This window comes from Microvirga terricola (assembly GCF_011777495.1).
GTDB classification, from domain to species: Bacteria; Pseudomonadota; Alphaproteobacteria; order Rhizobiales; family Beijerinckiaceae; genus Microvirga; species Microvirga terricola.
Genome location: NZ_JAATJS010000007.1, coordinates 114910 through 129485, shown reverse-complemented (window position 1 = coordinate 129485; position 14576 = coordinate 114910). Strand labels below are relative to the sequence as shown.

At 62.3% G+C, this 14576-nt stretch carries 13 protein-coding genes; 7 read left to right on the top strand and 6 right to left on the bottom strand.

Annotation, left to right across the window (positions count from 1 at the left end; translation table 11 throughout):
* Positions 1 to 2: 2 nt before the first annotated feature.
* The gene (locus HB375_RS16980; RefSeq protein WP_167674201.1) at positions 3 to 1148 is read right to left on the bottom strand and encodes a mandelate racemase/muconate lactonizing enzyme family protein; all 1146 of its coding nucleotides are present in this window, start codon (positions 1146 to 1148) and stop codon (positions 3 to 5) included.
* A gap of 138 nt (positions 1149 to 1286) precedes the next feature.
* Between HB375_RS16980 and HB375_RS16975 the strand changes: the two genes are divergently transcribed.
* The gene (locus tag HB375_RS16975; protein WP_167674200.1) at positions 1287 to 2063 is read left to right on the top strand and encodes an SDR family oxidoreductase; all 777 of its coding nucleotides are present in this window, start codon (positions 1287 to 1289) and stop codon (positions 2061 to 2063) included.
* A 9-nt stretch (positions 2064 to 2072) separates the two neighbouring features.
* On the opposite strand, the gene HB375_RS16970 is transcribed toward HB375_RS16975, so the two are convergent.
* From HB375_RS16970 to HB375_RS16960, 3 genes are read right to left on the bottom strand one after another with little or no spacing between them, the layout of a single operon-like run.
* On the bottom strand, positions 2073 to 2957 hold the full coding sequence (locus HB375_RS16970; RefSeq protein WP_167674199.1) for a MurR/RpiR family transcriptional regulator: 885 nt from the start codon (positions 2955 to 2957) through the stop codon (positions 2073 to 2075).
* Between the two features lie 33 nt (positions 2958 to 2990).
* Complete coding sequence (locus tag HB375_RS16965; protein WP_167674198.1) at positions 2991 to 3983, bottom strand: hypothetical protein; 993 nt, start codon at positions 3981 to 3983, stop codon at positions 2991 to 2993.
* A gap of 34 nt (positions 3984 to 4017) precedes the next feature.
* Positions 4018 to 4989, bottom strand: a complete 972-nt coding sequence (locus HB375_RS16960; protein WP_167674197.1) for an extracellular solute-binding protein — start codon at positions 4987 to 4989, stop codon at positions 4018 to 4020.
* 110 nt (positions 4990 to 5099) lie between these two features.
* On the opposite strand from HB375_RS16960, the gene HB375_RS16955 reads away from it, so the two are divergent.
* From HB375_RS16955 to HB375_RS16945, 3 genes are all read left to right on the top strand, one after another.
* The gene (locus HB375_RS16955) at positions 5100 to 6179 is read left to right on the top strand and encodes an ATP-binding cassette domain-containing protein (protein WP_167674196.1); all 1080 of its coding nucleotides are present in this window, start codon (positions 5100 to 5102) and stop codon (positions 6177 to 6179) included.
* Positions 6176 to 7828 (top strand): ABC transporter permease, encoded by a 1653-nt coding sequence (locus HB375_RS16950; protein WP_167674195.1) that lies wholly within the window; start codon positions 6176 to 6178, stop codon positions 7826 to 7828. Before HB375_RS16955 ends, HB375_RS16950 begins: the two co-directional genes overlap by 4 nt.
* A 252-nt stretch (positions 7829 to 8080) precedes the next feature.
* Positions 8081 to 9286, top strand: a complete 1206-nt coding sequence (locus HB375_RS16945; RefSeq protein ID WP_167674194.1) for a multidrug effflux MFS transporter — start codon at positions 8081 to 8083, stop codon at positions 9284 to 9286.
* Here the strand turns inward: HB375_RS16945 and HB375_RS16940 are convergent.
* Entirely contained in the window at positions 9267 to 10157 is an 891-nt protein-coding gene (locus tag HB375_RS16940; RefSeq protein ID WP_167674193.1) for a LysR substrate-binding domain-containing protein, read from the bottom strand. The two genes, HB375_RS16945 and HB375_RS16940, sit on opposite strands and share 20 nt — an antisense overlap.
* A 146-nt stretch (positions 10158 to 10303) precedes the next feature.
* Between HB375_RS16940 and HB375_RS16935 the strand changes: the two genes are divergently transcribed.
* Positions 10304 to 11503 carry an acyl-CoA dehydrogenase gene (locus HB375_RS16935; RefSeq protein WP_167674192.1) on the top strand — a complete coding sequence of 400 codons (1200 nt, stop codon included), beginning with the start codon at positions 10304 to 10306 and terminating at the stop codon, positions 11501 to 11503.
* A gap of 17 nt (positions 11504 to 11520) precedes the next feature.
* A complete protein-coding gene (locus HB375_RS16930) occupies positions 11521 to 12696 on the top strand; it encodes a CaiB/BaiF CoA transferase family protein (RefSeq protein ID WP_167674191.1) in 1176 nt (391 codons plus the stop codon).
* Positions 12697 to 12724: 28 nt separating this feature from the next.
* On the opposite strand, the gene HB375_RS16925 is transcribed toward HB375_RS16930, so the two are convergent.
* On the bottom strand, positions 12725 to 13291 hold the full coding sequence (locus tag HB375_RS16925; protein WP_167674190.1) for a TetR/AcrR family transcriptional regulator: 567 nt from the start codon (positions 13289 to 13291) through the stop codon (positions 12725 to 12727).
* 143 nt (positions 13292 to 13434) lie between these two features.
* Here HB375_RS16925 and HB375_RS16920 point away from each other — a divergent pair, with 143 nt between their 5' ends.
* Positions 13435 to 14568, top strand: coding sequence for an efflux RND transporter periplasmic adaptor subunit (locus tag HB375_RS16920; protein WP_167674189.1), 1134 nt, complete (start codon positions 13435 to 13437; stop codon positions 14566 to 14568).
* Positions 14569 to 14576: the final 8 nt, after the last annotated feature.

Here is a 14576-nt window from a genome sequence, read left to right as displayed (position 1 = left end):
CTTTAGCGGATCGTGCGTTCGGAGACTTTGAATCGGCGAATAGCGTCTTCGTCCAGCTCGATTCCGAGGCCCGAACCCTGCGGCACCCGAATATGCGGGGGCTCGACCGCGAGCGGCGTCTTGAGAAGATCGTGCGAGCGGATCATGCGGCCAAAGATGTCACTCGGCCAGATGCAGCTCGCGGCGGCCGCTGCCTGATGGACATACATCGCTTCGAGAATGCCGAGATCGACCTCCGATCCATGCCAGCAATAGAGCCCCGCCATGGAGGCGAGGTTCGCGAGCGACTGGAACTTCGCAAGGCCGCCGTTGAAGTTGAACCCGTCGACCGCGCCATGGGCGATGGCGTTCACCGCCTCATAGGGACGCTGGCCCTGGAAGACGTAAGGCAGGGAGACGTGGAGCACGATGGGGATGGATGAGAACTGGCGCAGGCTCGCATAATCCTGAATCATCCAGCGCGCGATCGGATCTTCCAGCAGCAGGACGTTGCCGATCTCTTCGAGCCCACGGATGATCGGCCGCGCGCTGCCGGAATTCTCCCAACGCTGGTTGGGGTCGAAAATCACCTTCATCCCCGGCGCGTATTCCTTGATCTTGGCGCACCAGGCCACGACGTCGTCATCGAGATCGCACTTGAACTTGATAGAGTCGAAACCCTGCTGATAGTATTGGCGCGCCCAGGGGCCTATCTCGTCCACCGTGCGGTGGCTCGACCACGCGCCGATCTTGACGTGGCCGCGCACCGCGCCGCCGAGCAGGCGATGCAGCGGAACACCGAGGGACTTCGCGTAAGCATCCCAGATTGCGCATTCGAAGCCGTCATATTCGCGGCAGAGCGCAATGGGCAGATCCTGAAGCGGCAGGTCCGCGATGCTCTGGCCGAGCAGCATGTTCGACACGCCCTCGATGATGTTCCAGTTGTGATCGCGGTAAAATTCCGACAATCCGACGGTGCCATCCTTCAAGGTCATCCGCATGATGAGCTTCGGCAATTCGTCGAACTGCACCGACCACGCCTGCTTGCCGGCGACGGGGAGCATATGGAGCGGCTTGTTCAGGCTTTCCGAATTAATGACGCCCGGATGGGCGGGAACGATCACCTCTTCGAAATCGAGGCGGACGATGGTTTTATCTTTGGAATCCATAGCGCACCGGCAGGGTTGTCGGGGTGAGGAGACTAAGAGCAAAAACGTAGTTTAACAACGCAATTTCGCGCGCATCGGCGTTCACTTTCTCAAAAAATTGCGTCAAGCTACATTTTCGGTGGGATCGGGAAACAGGCCATGAGCAAAACCATCATCGTGACAGGCGGGGCGGGCGACATCGGGCAGGCGCTGTCCACGCGCTTTCTCGCCGATGGCCACAAGGTCGCGATGCTGGATAGGGACGAGGGCGCGCTCGCGGGTGTGATTTCCGCTCTCAGCTCGCCTCAGACCCTCTTCGGCGTCGCGGCGGATGTGACGGATCTGGAATCGGTGCGCGATGCGATCTCCCGTGTCGAGGCGCGGTTTGGTGTGGTCGATGTGCTCGTCAACAATGCGGGCGGCGTCGTCAGCCCGACGCTCCAGACCACCGGCGAAAAGGAATGGCTCGCCGATATCGACCTCAATCTCAACGGGGCCTGGCGCTGCGTGCGGGCCGTTCAGGACGGCATGATCGCCCGCAAGAGCGGGGTGATTCTCAACATCTCCTCGGTCAACGGCTCGGGGATTTATGGTTATCCGGCGTATAGCGCCGCCAAGGCGGGGCTTGGACAGTTGACCCGGTTTCTTGCGGTGGAATTGGGAGGGCACGGCATCCGCGCCAATGCGATTGCGCCCGGCAGCGTGAAAACGCAGGCCTGGAAGGCGCGGGTCGAAAAGAACCCGGAAATCTTCGAGCGTCTGAAGCGCTGGTATCCGCTCGGCGACATCTGTGTGCCGGACGATATCGCCGGCGTCGCCGCGTTTCTCATCGGCCCGGATGCGCGCATGATCACCGGCGCGGTTCTTCCCGTCGATGGCGGGCTCTCGGTCGGCTCGACGATGATGGCGCGAGAGTTTTGCGGCGTGGAGTTCTAAACCCGCGCTTCAATCGCCGATCGGTTGCGCCTCGGTGTGGCCGTGGAGCGCGAGCAACACTGTCCTGATGCGATGGAGCTTGCGGGCGGAAGCCGGCTGGCGCAGCGCGCCGACAAGGGCCGAGAGACAATCGATGACGAGCATCTGGCCGTAGCGCGTGCGGTTTGGAAAATTGAAATGCACCTCGTCACCCGGAACGGAGAGCGGCAGCAGGGTGGTGGCGTGCGCGGCAAGAGGGCTTTGCGGCTGCGTGATGGCAATGACGTTCGCACCCCGGCCGGCCGCAATCTCGGTGGCGTCAACCAATGAGCGCGGCTTTCCGGTGACTGAGAAGATGAGAAAGGCATCGTTCCTGTCGGCAATGGCCGCGAGCATGCGCTGCTTGTAGGGATCGGCGGAGGATGTGACGGAGAGGCCGAAACGGAAGAGACGGTTCTCCATCTCCTGCGCCATGATTGCCGAACTGCCACCGACGCCAAGGCACGCGACTTTATCGGCTTTCGCGATGATGCTCGCGGCCCCCGTCAGCGTCTTCTCGTCGAGCCCGGCGAAGGCTGTGGCGAGAGCATCGGTTGCCGATTGATAGACGTGCCGCGCGGTGCTGTCCGTATCGCCCGCCTGCACCCTGCGCTCGGCCTCGATATACATGCGTCCGACGGCGAAATCCTGCGCCAGCCGCAGCTTGAAGTCGCTGAACCCGTCGCAGCCCACGCGCCGTGCAAAGCGCATGATCGTCGGTTCGCTGACGCCGGTCTGTGCCGAGAAAGCCTTGATGCTGATACGTGTCGTGCCCTCGATGTCCTGAAGCACGCTTTCCGCCACGCGACGCTCGGCCTTCTTCAGGTTGGGCACGATCTGTTCGATGGTTTCGATCAGGTTCGTCGGGCGGTTCATCCTGCCATCCTGGCTCGCAAGGCCCGACGCCGCTTAGAACCGGATGCCCAGATAGGTTCTGTCATCGGCCCAGGTCGTCGCGGTCGATCCTTTGGGCGATGGATACAGGATCACCTTGGCGGGGTCCAGCCGCTCGGCCTCGGCGAAGGCGTCTTCCCAGGACGCGACGCCGAATTCGTCGCCGGGCTTGAAATAGCCGTCCGAGAAAATCTCGATGGTTTCGACCGAGGAGCGTGGCAGCTTTTCGATGCGGATGAAGTGCTCTGGCACGTCGAACCCGTCGAGGCAGGGATAACCGAGAATGGTCGAAGGGTCGTTCTGATAGCCGCCTTGCGCGTTGACGATGCCACCGCGCACGAGATTTTCGATGTGGTCGCGCGGCACATGCGGCAGGTCGCTCGCATTGGTGTCGATGGCTCGCTGCTCAATGAGCGCCATGTCGGCCGCGGTCAGTAAGCCGGCGAATGATTCGACGGGTTGACGCGTGCCGTGCCAGGTGATGCGGCGGGACGTCTGTTCCTGCTGCAACGGATCGGAGGTCTTCTCGCCGATCACCGGCCACGCCTGTCGGCGGAGCGTCGAGGTGATGAGGTCGAGATCTTTTTCCATGCGCAGGATGTTACGCCCGTTGATGCGCACGCCGCTGTCGCCTGCGAGCACGATGTCGATGGTGCCATCGGTGACGAGAACGAGGGCGAGAGCGGCGCCAAGCCGCACGTTCCAGTCAGTCTGCACCTTCTCAAACATGCCGTGCGCCTTGTAGGCTTCGACAATGCGGGCGGTGAGCGCGCGGACGATGGCGTGGCCGTCGTTGGTCGCATCGGGCGCGCTCAGCATATGTTCGAGCGCATTCTTGACGATGATGGCAGCGTACTGACCGGAGAGCACGCCGTCATAGCGCGTGCCCAGCCGGTCCGTGACGCCGTCGATCACCGCATAGGCGCGACCCGGCAGGATGACGAGGCGATCCTCGTTGGTGTGAGGCGCGGAAGGATCCTTCGCCTCGGAGAAAGCCTCGATCAGCATGTCGGGTCGTCTTCTTGTTGTCTTCGTTAGGTGATCAGCGGTTCTGCAGAGCCGCCTTCCACTTGGCGATCCAGTCGTTGCGGCTTTGCGCGACCTTCTTGATGTCGTAGTCGACGAGCTTGATCTCGCTCATCGGCTTCAGGCCTGCACCCGTCACGTCCTTGCGCACGGAGCGGCGGCCGATTTCGGAGACGAGCTGTTCCTGAACCGGCTTGGACAAAAGCCAGTCGATGAACACCTTGCCGTTCTCCGCATGGGGCGCACCCTTCACCAGCGCGACGCCGTCGGCCACCGTGGAGGAGCCGTCCGCCGGGTAGACGATGGCGATGTTGCCGCCGCCCTTCACGTAATCGAGCGCGTTGTCTTCCAGCGTCAGGCCGACGAGCGCCTCGCCGTCATTGACATAGCGCGGAACCGCGCCAGAGGAGTCCGACAGGTTGGTGTTGGCCAGAATCTTGTTGTTGACCTCCCAGCCCTTGTCGCCATAGGCGATCAGCACCGTCGCGAGCTGCTGGAACGAGGAGCCCGAGGTGTCGGCGCGGGCGGCCGAGATCTTGCCCTTCCACTTGGCATCGCCGAGGTCCGCCCAGCTCTTCGGATAATCCGCGGGCTTCACTTCCTTGTTGTTGACCGCCAGCACGAGCAGGATGCCGGTGTAGGGAATCCATTCGGGGCTGACCTTGTAGGCCGGCACGAGGACGGCGTCGTCCTTCGGCGTGTAGGTCGCCAGAAGATCCTTACTGTCTTCCAGCTGCTCGCCGCCGATGCTCCAGATCACGTCGGCCTTCGGCGCGGAGGATTCGGCCTTCACGCGCTTGATGATGTCGCCCGAGCCGGCCTTCACCACATCGAGCTTGAGGCCCGTTTCTTTTTCGAATTTCGGAGCCAGCGCATCGACAATCGACGCCTTGTGGGCCGTGTACACAACCACGGTCTTGTCCTGCGCCATGGCGACGACGCTCATCGATGCCAGCAGGACGCCTGCCGTCAAACCGACCTTCAACATTCTATCCCTCCCGAGAATAGGTAGCAAAGCTACGGCATGTTGCTGAAACCGATAAGTTTTGTAAAGTCGGGGCTATAGAAACGTAGTTATACTAAAACCAGGAGTGGGGCGTGGCGGATCTGAAAATCCAGGGTTTGGCCAAGAGCTATAAGGACGTGCGCGTCCTCGAGAGCATCGATCTGGACATCGCGTCGGGCGAGTTCTTTACCCTTCTCGGCCCGAGCGGCTGCGGAAAAACCACGCTGTTGCGGACGATTGCCGGTTTTCAGAGCCAGGATAAGGGCGAGATCATCGTCAAGGGCGAGCGCATCGGCACCAAGCCCGCGCACAAACGCGACATCGGCATGGTGTTCCAGGACTACGCGATCTTTCCGCACCTCACGGTTGCGGAGAACGTGGCCTTCGGCCTCAAGGCGCGCTCGCTGCCCAAGGCCGAAATCGAGCAACGCGTCATCGAGAGCCTGAAGATGGTGCGCCTCGACGGCTATCAGAACCGGCTGCCGGCGGAGATGTCGGGCGGCCAGCAGCAGCGCGTCGGCCTCGCCCGCGCCATGGCGATCCGCCCGACGCTGCTGCTCATGGACGAGCCGCTCTCCAATCTCGACGCAAAGCTGCGCATCGAATTGCGTGAGGACATTCGCGACATTCAACGGCGGCTCGGCATCACCACCATCTATGTCACGCACGATCAGGAAGAGGCGCTCGCCGTCTCTGACCGTATCTGCGTGATGAACAAGGGTCATGTGGAACAGATCGGCACGCCGTTCGAGATTTACCGCAAGCCCGTCCGCCGTTTCGCTGCCGCCTTCGTCGGCACCATGAACTTTTTGCCCGCGCGGCTGGATGGCGGAAACCTTGTCGTCGGCGGCCAGTCGGTGGCGTACCCTCACGTCGAAGGCTCGGGCGAGATCGAGGTCGCCATCCGCCCTGAAAACGTTCTGCTCGCCGGAGGAGCGGGTGAGGGCGCGGCCATTACGCTCAAAGGTGAAGTCCGTAAGGTGACTTTCCTCGGCCGTGAGGCCCATTACACCCTTAAAACCGAAGCGGGCGAAATCGTTGCGCAGGTGGCCGACCCGGCGCATGATTTCGTCACTATGGAAGGGCGCATGGTCGATATCCGCCTGCCGCTGAGCAAAGTCGCGCTCTTCCGTCCGAACGGAGACGTCGTGAAGGCGGGGTCGGCGCGATGACGACACGCTTTCGGTTTGATCTTTGGACGTTCGTGCTGATCGCGGCGTGGATCGTCCTTCTCATCCTCCTCGTCTGGCCACTCTCCTCGATCTTGCGGGCGAGCCTTTTGGACAATGACACGGGGGCTGTCTCCCTCGTCCATTACATTCAGATCTTCACGACGAAGGTCTATCAGCGCGCCATCGGCAACACCTTCATCGCCGGCATCGGCGGCATGACGGGTGCGCTCATCCTCGGCGTGACGCTCGCTTTCGTGACGACACGCTTTCACATCTATGGCCGCGCGATCATCCAGACACTGGCGGTGATCGCGCTCGTCGCGCCGCCCTTCATCGGGGCCTACGCGTGGATCGTTCTGTTCGGCGCGAGCGGCGTGGTGCGAAAAGGCCTTGCCACCATCAGCGTGTCTATTCCGCCGCTTTATGGCGTTGCAGGCGTCATTCTCGTCTTCAGCTTCAAGTTTTTCCCGCACGTCTTCCTCATCACCTCCGGCGCACTGGGGGCGATCAACCGTTCCGTCGAGGAGGCGGCGGAAAGTCTTGGCGTGTCGCCGATGAAGCGGCTTTTCACGGTCACGTTGCCATTGATCCTGCCGGCTATCGCGGCGAGCGCGCTTCTGACTTTCGTTCTCTCGATCGCGGATTTCGGAACGCCGCGCATCATCGGGCGCGATTTCAACGTGCTTGCGACGGAAGCCTTCAACCTCTTCGGCGGCGAGGTCGGCGGCAATCCCGGCATGGCCTCGGCGCTCAGCATCGTGCTCATCGTCTTGTCGATGATGATCGTGTTCGGGCAACGCTGGGTGCTGCGCAAGAACGTCTATTACAGCAACCTGATGAAGAAGCCCGAGCGCAAGCGCGTCATCGGACTCAAGGCGGTGGGGCTTCATGTCCTGGCCTACGCCATCGTCCTCTTCGGTGCCTTGCCCGCGATCATCGTGGTGCTGTTCTCCTTCCGCCGCACCAGTGGACCGGTCTTCCAGCCGGGCTTCAGCTTGCAGAGCTATGAGAAGGTGATTGCCACGGTTTCGGCCCCGATCTGGAACACGTTGATGTTTTCCTCCGCGGCGGTTGTTGCGATCGTGATCAGCGGCACGCTGATCGGTTATCTGATCTCGCGGCGTCCGAACATCGCGACTGGGACACTCGATGCCTTGCTCATGGTGCCCTACATCGTCCCCGGCATCGTCATGGGCATTGCCTTCATCACGCGCTTCAACGATCCGCCGATTGCGTTGACTGGCACCGGCCTCATCATCATTCTCGCCGTCTATGTGCGACGTCTGCCGTATTCGGCGCGCTCGGTCGCGGCCTCGCTGAAACAGGTCGGGCCCAGCCTGGAGGATGCGGCCGTGTCGCTCGGCTATTCGCCGGGCAAGGCCTTCATGAAGGTGACGGTGCCGCTGATCGTGCCCGGCATTCTCGCCGGGGGCCTCATGAGCTTTGTGACGGCCATGAACGAGCTGTCATCGTCCCTCGTGCTCTATGTCGGCAGCACGATCACGATGCCGGTGCGCATTTACCTGTCCGTCATGGATGGTGAATACGGCACGGCCTCGGCCCTTTCCACCATCCTTTTGACCATGACAGCGGTTGCGGTTTATGCCGCCTTCCACCTGTCGGGCCGCAAGGAGAGCGCCCTCCTTTAACGGAGGGGCGGCCCTTTTTGACAGTTTCACGTCGCGCTCCATGCGCGGCGTGCATAGGCTTGCTTCAATTCCCATCTTGACCTTTCGCGGTGCAGCATAAAGAATGCACACGCAACCAGTGAGCGTTCGCCCCACGGTTGCCCGCGCCGCGCCCCAATCCTTTTTCCAGTCGTTTTCCCTCCTGCGTTCGCTTCTGAACGCGGGCCGCTATCCCTTCCCGACCTTCTGGTCGGCTTTTGGAAGTCCTTTTCCATGAAATCCGCTTTCGTCCGTAACGCCACCGTCCTTGGCATGCTTTCGGCTATCGGGCCGTTTGCCATCGACATGTATCTCCCGGCCTTCCCCGTCATCGCGCGCGAGCTTCACGCCGATGTCGGTGCCGTGCAGATGAGCCTCACTAGCTTCTTCCTGGCCGTGGCGATCTGCCAGCTCGTTTATGGTCCGGTGTCGGACCGCGTCGGCCGCAAGCCGCCGCTCTATTTCGGCCTGATCCTGTTCATCTTCGGCGGGATCGGGTGCAGCTTCGCGCAGGATGCGAGCACACTCATCGCCTTCCGCTTCCTGCAAGGTGTGGGGGCCTGCTCGACCATGGTCATCACCCGCGCGGTCATTCGCGATCTGCATACGGGGGCCGAGGCAGCGCGGCTGATTGCGACGAGCATGCTGGTGCTCAGCGTCTCGCCCATTCTCGCGCCGCTTGCAGGTAGCACGCTGACCGAATTTTTCAGCTGGCGCATCATCTTCTGGGCTATCGTCGGCATCGGGCTCATCGGCCTCGTGATCGTCGCTTCCCTCCTGCCGGAAACGCGTAAAGCGGGCACGGTCACCGGTGGCGTCGGTCATGTGCTGCGGACCTATCGCGACCTGTTCAAGGATTGGCACTTCCTCGGCCTCGTCTTCATGGGCGGGCTGGGTCAGGCGAGCTTCTTTGCCTATCTCGCAGGCTCGTCCGTAGTGTTCATCGAGCACTTCGGGCTGTCTCCATCGCGCTACAGCCTGATCTTCGCCGCGAATGCGATTGCGTTTATCGGCGGAGCTCAGTTCAACAGCTTCCTCATGCGCCGCTTCGGGGCGGAGCGTGTGGTTCGTGCGGCGCTCTCTGTCTTTGCCATTCTCACGACGCTCCTGTGCGTGCTCACGCTGGGCGGCATCGACAATGCCTATGTGCTGTGGGGACTTCTGTTCGCCGCCTTCGGATCGCTCGGCCTCGTCATTCCGTCGACGGCGGTGCTGGCGCTGGAGTCGCACGGGCCCGTCGCGGGCACGGCGTCGGCGTTGATGGGAACGCTGCAACTCGGCACGGGCGCCACTGCCATCGTGCTCGTCAGCGCTTTCTTCGATGGCACGTCCCGCTCCATGGTGACGGCCATTGCCGTTTGCGGCCTGACGGCCTTCACACTGAGCCGGACGGTGCTGAAGCCGCGGGCTTTCCCATCCACTACCGCGTCTTCGCAATGATCCAGTCGCGGAAGGACCGCACTAGCGGTGCTTCCGCCTTGGGTTCCGGATAGGCGAGATAATAAGCGCCGCCGCTCAGTACGCTTTGGGGGAAGAGAATTTCGAGTCTTCCCGAGGCAAGCTCTTCCGCGATTAGGAAGTGCGGAATTAGCGCTGCGCCGAGGCCCGCCACGGCGGCGGCGGCGACCATCGCGAATTGCTCGAAGCGCGGCCCCCGCAAGGGATTGCCGACCTCGACCTTCGCGCTGGCAAACCATTCTGCCCAGGCGGTGGGGCGTGTGGATTGCTGGAGCAGCGTCGCGCGGGTCAGGTCCTGGGGCGTGGCGATGCGCTCCCGCTCACGATAGGCCGGACTGCAGACCGGCACGACCTCCTCGTTCAAAAGGAGTTCACACACGGCTCCCGGCCAATGGGGCTGGCCGAAATGGATGGCAGCGTCGAAGGGGTCGGCGGCGAAATCGAAAGGCACCAAGCGCACGCCGAAATTCACTGTCACATCCGGGTGACGGGCAAAAAATTCCGGCATGCGGGGAATGAGCCAGCGGGTGCCGAAGGTCGGCAGAACCGCGAGGTTCAGGACGCCCCTTGTGCCGGACAAGGCGATGGCCTGATGGGTCGCGCCTGACAGGTCCGAGAGCGTGTTGCGCACATTGGCCGCATACATCCGCCCTACATCGGTCAGCACCACCCGCTGCCGCGACCGGCTGAAGAGAGACACTCCTAAGGATTCCTCCAGCTGTTGGATCTGGCGCGAAACGGCGCTTTGGGTCAGATTCAACTCCTCGGCGGCGCGGGAGACGCTGCCGTGGCGGGCCGTGGCCTCAAAGGCGAGGAGGTTGCCGATATTGGGAAGAAAACCGCGACGAAGCACTCAAGTTCATTCCGTTTGCGAATAACCTGCTTCGAAGATGTCGCTTTACAAGCGACCTGTCCAGCGCGACTTTCGCGCCCAAATTCAACCCGGGTTGCAAACGCCCGCGAGGCCAGCGGAAGCGTTGCAGGAAAAGGAATTTCATCATGACTGGCGCGCATGAGGATCTGGCGAAACTGCACTGGGAAGACCCGCTGCTGCTCGACGACCTCCTGACCGACGACGAGCGCATGATCCGCGACACCGCCCGCGCCTACGCGCAGGACAAGCTCCTGCCGCGCGTGATCGAGGCCTACCGCGAGGAAAAGACCGACCGGGCCATCTTCAACGAGATGGGCGAACTCGGCCTCTTGGGCGTGACGCTGCCGGAGGATTACGGTTGCGCGGGGGCATCTTACGTCGCCTACGGCCTCGTGGCGCGTGAAGTAGAGCGGGTCGATTCCGGCTACCGCTCCATGATGAGCGTGCAATCCTCTCTCGTCATGTATCCGATCTATGCCTACGGCACGGAAGAGCAGCGCAAGAAGTATCTGCCGAAGCTCGCCTCGGGCGAGTTCGTCGGCTGCTTCGGCCTGACGGAGCCCGATGCCGGTTCCGATCCTGGCGGCATGACCACCCGCGCGGAAAAGATCGACGGTGGCTATCGCCTGAAGGGCACCAAGATGTGGATCTCCAACTCGCCCATCGCGGACGTGTTCGTGGTGTGGGCGAAGTCGGCGGCGCACAACAACGAGATTCGCGGCTTCGTGCTCGAGAAGGGCATGAAGGGCCTCTCCGCGCCGAAGATCGGCGGCAAGCTCTCGCTGCGCGCGTCGATCACCGGCGAAATCGTCATGGACGGCGTCGAGGTGTCGGAAGACGCATTGCTGCCGAACGTGTCGGGCCTCAAGGGTCCCTTCGGCTGCCTCAACCGTGCGCGCTACGGCATCTCCTGGGGCGCGATGGGTGCGGCGGAGGATTGCTGGCACCGCGCTCGCCAATACACGCTCGACCGCAAGCAGTTCGGTAAGCCACTGGCGCAGACGCAGCTCGTGCAGAAGAAGCTTGCCGACATGATGACTGAGATTACGCTCGGCCTGCACGCATCGCTTCGCGTCGGCCGCCTGTTTGACGAAGGCAAACTTGCGCCGGAGATGATCTCGCTCGTCAAGCGCAACAATTGCGGCAAGGCGCTCGACATCGCGCGCATGGCCCGCGACATGCATGGCGGCAACGGCATCCAAGAAGAATACCATGTGATGCGCCACGCGCAGAACCTGGAGACGGTCAACACTTATGAGGGCACGCACGATGTGCACGCTCTCATTCTTGGCCGCGCGCAGACCGGCTTGCAGGCGTTCTTCTGAGGCAGGCGGGCCGCGACATGACGAAGCCGCTTGAAGGGCTCAAAGTCCTCGAACTCGCGCGCATTCTGGCCGGCCCCTGGGTCGGCCAGCTTCTGGCCGATCTCGGCGCGGATGTGGTGAAGGTCGAGCGGCCGGGCGCGGGTGATGACACGCGCGGCTGGGGCCCGCCCTTCATCGAAGGCGCGGATGGCGGCGATCTCTCGGCGGCTTACTTTCACTCCTGCAATAGGGGCAAGCGCTCGATTGCGGTGGATTTCGAGACGCCGGAGGGGCAGGACCTCGTGCGCAAGCTCGCGGCGCATGCGGATGTGGTGATCGAGAACTTCAAGGTCGGCGGGTTGAAGAAATACGGGCTCGACTATGAGAGCTTGAAAAAGATCAATCCGCGCCTCGTCTATTGCTCGATCACGGGCTTTGGCCAGAACGGGCCTTATGCGGCGCGTGCAGGCTACGATTTCATGATCCAGGGCATGGGCGGGATCATGGATCTCACCGGCGATCCCGAGAGTGAGCCGCAGAAGATCGGCGTGGCGTATGTCGATATCTTCACGGGGGTCTATTCCGTCGTAGGCGTGCTCGCGGCGTTGCGTCGCCGCGACCAGACGGGCGAGGGCGCGCATCTCGACATGGCGTTGCTCGATGTGCAGACGAGCGTTCTCGCCAATCAGGCCATGAACTATCTCGCCTCCAGCAAGTCACCGAGGCGCATGGGCAATGCGCATCCCAACATCGTACCCTATCAGGTGTTCCCGGTCGCCGACGGGCATGTGATCGTCGCGGTCGGCAACGATGGGCAGTTCGCGCGCTTCGTCGCCGTGCTTGGGCAGCCCGAGCTGGCGCAGGACGAGCGTTTCAAGACGAATGCAGGGCGCGTCCGCAACCGGCCCGAGCTCGTGCCGATCCTGACGGCGCTGACGCTCAAGACGACGCGCGATGCGCTGCTCTCTGCGCTCGAGGCTCAGGGCGTTCCGGCAGGGCCGATCAATACGGTGGCGGATGTCTTTTCCGATCCGCAGGTCATCGCTCGTGGGATGAAGATCGACTTGCCGGCGTCGGCGGCGAAGGGGGCGTCGATTCCCTCTGTGCGTTCGCCGATTGTGATGGATGGACAGCCGATGGCGGCGGTGCGCCCCTCGCCGCGTCTGGGCGAGCATACGGACGAGGTCCTGAACGACCCGTCATGGATGGCGTAAAAAGGCCGCAGCCTTTTTTGCGCAACCCTTAGGCGGCGATGCCCTTGTGGAGCAGCCGGTTGACGGAAGCGACGATGCGAGCCCGGTCTTCCTCGGAGAAGGGGCTCAGGTCGTGCATTTCGAGGTTGGTGAGCCCTTCCACGGCAAGCCAGGCCAGCAGGCTTGCGTCGAGGTCCTCGCACGTGTCCTTCAGGTTCCCGAAGGTTTCCTTGACGATGTGACGGACCGGCTCCAGCAGGCGCGGATTTTCCGATGAAGCGGCCAGGAGACCGTTGGCGATCTCCCGCATGTTGCCACAGTGCAGGTTGAGAACCGTTGCTGTACAAAGGCGGGCTTCCAGATTCGGGCCCGGCTCCGCTTTTTCCCGAAGCGCCTCTTTCTGAGTAGACGCTTCATCGATCATGCGCTGGATCATGCCTTGCAGCAGCGCATCCTTGGAAGGGAAGTTGTAAAGGAGTCCTCCCTTGCTGAGGCCGGCCCGCTCGGCGACGGCGTCGAGGGTCAGGCGGCCCGAGCCGATCTCGCTGACAAGCTCCGCGGCGGCATCGAGAATTCTCTCGCGGGAATTTTTTCTGCCTCGGATGCACTTGAACATTGGGAGAACTCTTGCACTAAACCGTCCAGCCGGTATATAAATGCGCCCGCCGCCTTGGCGTCAAGGGTTTGTTGAGCTAAGGCCTCGCCTCCACAAACATGTAGGGTCCGGTCCCTCCGGACTTTGGAATATCGGAAAAGCCCATGAAACGGCGCATCGTAGTCTCTGTTGTCTTCCTCTTGGCTATCCTGCTCTGCGCCGGGTTGGTTGGGTTTAACCTTTTCCGCGACAAAATGATCAAGGACTTCTTCGCCAACATGAAGCAGCCGCCGCAGGCGGTGTCCGCTGCCAAGGTGGAGGCGAAGACCTGGAACCCGGGCATCCGTGCGCTTGGAACGGCGAGGGCAGCCAACGGCGTTGAACTCGCCGTGGAGACGGCCGGCATCGTCAAGCAGATCAATTTCAAGTCGAACCAGCGTGTCGACCAGGATACGCTCCTGGTGCAGATCGACGATTCGATCGACCGGGCGGACCTGCAGGATGTCAGCGCCGCCGTGAGGCTTGGCGAAGCGAGCTTCGAGCGCGCCAAGACCCTGACCTCGCGCGGCTACGGCACGGAGGCCTCCTATGACGAGGTCGTGGCACGCCTCGCCACCGCCCGCTCGCGTCAGTCGCGCATCCAGGCGGTCATCAACCAGAAGGCCTTGAAGGCGCCGTTCGCCGGCGTGATCGGTATTCCGCGCATCGATGTCGGCCAATATGTGCAGCCGGGCACGGTCGTTGCGACTTTCCAGGATCTCCAGTCGATGAAGGTCGACTTCACGGTGCCCGAGCAGCTCGCAAGCCAGATCAAGCTCGGTCAGGAGGTGCGCCTTGGCGTCACCGAGAGCGCGTTGTCCTTCTCCGGTCACGTGATCGGCAAGGACCCGCGCGTCGACCCCAAGACCCGTCTGGTGTCGGTGCAGGCCATCGTTGAGGAGAACAAGGACGGCGCGATCTTGCCGGGCCAGTTCGTCCATGTGGAAGCGATTCTTCCGGCTGAGCCGAATGTCGTGACCGTGCCGCAAACGGCTGTCATCACGAGTCTCTACGGCGACTATGTCTTTGCGATCGAGCAGGAGGAGCGGGCCGGTAAGCAGGTCAGCGTCGTCAAGCAGGTCTTCGTGAAGACTGGCCGCCGGCGCGAGGGCGTGGTGGAAATTCTCTCCGGCATCACGCCCGGCCAGCAGGTTGTGGCTTCGGGTCAGAACAAGTTGCAGGCCGGTTCGACCGTGCAGATCAACAACACCATCGATGTGACGAAGTTCGACGCGACGAAGCTTGCGAACGGACAATAGGCAATAGA

What these genes read in the sequence shown, in the direction of transcription:
- HB375_RS16980 (WP_167674201.1), bottom strand. Translation starts at nt 1,148, where the DNA reads ATGGATTCCAAAGATAAAACCATCGTCCGCCTCGATTTCGAAGAGGTG.
- HB375_RS16930 (WP_167674191.1), top strand. Translation starts at nt 11,521, where the DNA reads ATGACGAAGCCGCTTGAAGGGCTCAAAGTCCTCGAACTCGCGCGCATT.
- HB375_RS16925 (WP_167674190.1), bottom strand. Translation starts at nt 13,291, where the DNA reads ATGTTCAAGTGCATCCGAGGCAGAAAAAATTCCCGCGAGAGAATTCTC.
- HB375_RS16935 (WP_167674192.1), top strand. Translation starts at nt 10,304, where the DNA reads ATGACTGGCGCGCATGAGGATCTGGCGAAACTGCACTGGGAAGACCCG.
- HB375_RS16945 (WP_167674194.1), top strand. Translation starts at nt 8,081, where the DNA reads ATGAAATCCGCTTTCGTCCGTAACGCCACCGTCCTTGGCATGCTTTCG.
- HB375_RS16975 (WP_167674200.1), top strand. Translation starts at nt 1,287, where the DNA reads ATGAGCAAAACCATCATCGTGACAGGCGGGGCGGGCGACATCGGGCAG.
- HB375_RS16950 (WP_167674195.1), top strand. Translation starts at nt 6,176, where the DNA reads ATGACGACACGCTTTCGGTTTGATCTTTGGACGTTCGTGCTGATCGCG.
- HB375_RS16920 (WP_167674189.1), top strand. Translation starts at nt 13,435, where the DNA reads ATGAAACGGCGCATCGTAGTCTCTGTTGTCTTCCTCTTGGCTATCCTG.
- HB375_RS16970 (WP_167674199.1), bottom strand. Translation starts at nt 2,957, where the DNA reads ATGAACCGCCCGACGAACCTGATCGAAACCATCGAACAGATCGTGCCC.
- HB375_RS16965 (WP_167674198.1), bottom strand. Translation starts at nt 3,983, where the DNA reads ATGCTGATCGAGGCTTTCTCCGAGGCGAAGGATCCTTCCGCGCCTCAC.
- HB375_RS16960 (WP_167674197.1), bottom strand. Translation starts at nt 4,989, where the DNA reads ATGTTGAAGGTCGGTTTGACGGCAGGCGTCCTGCTGGCATCGATGAGC.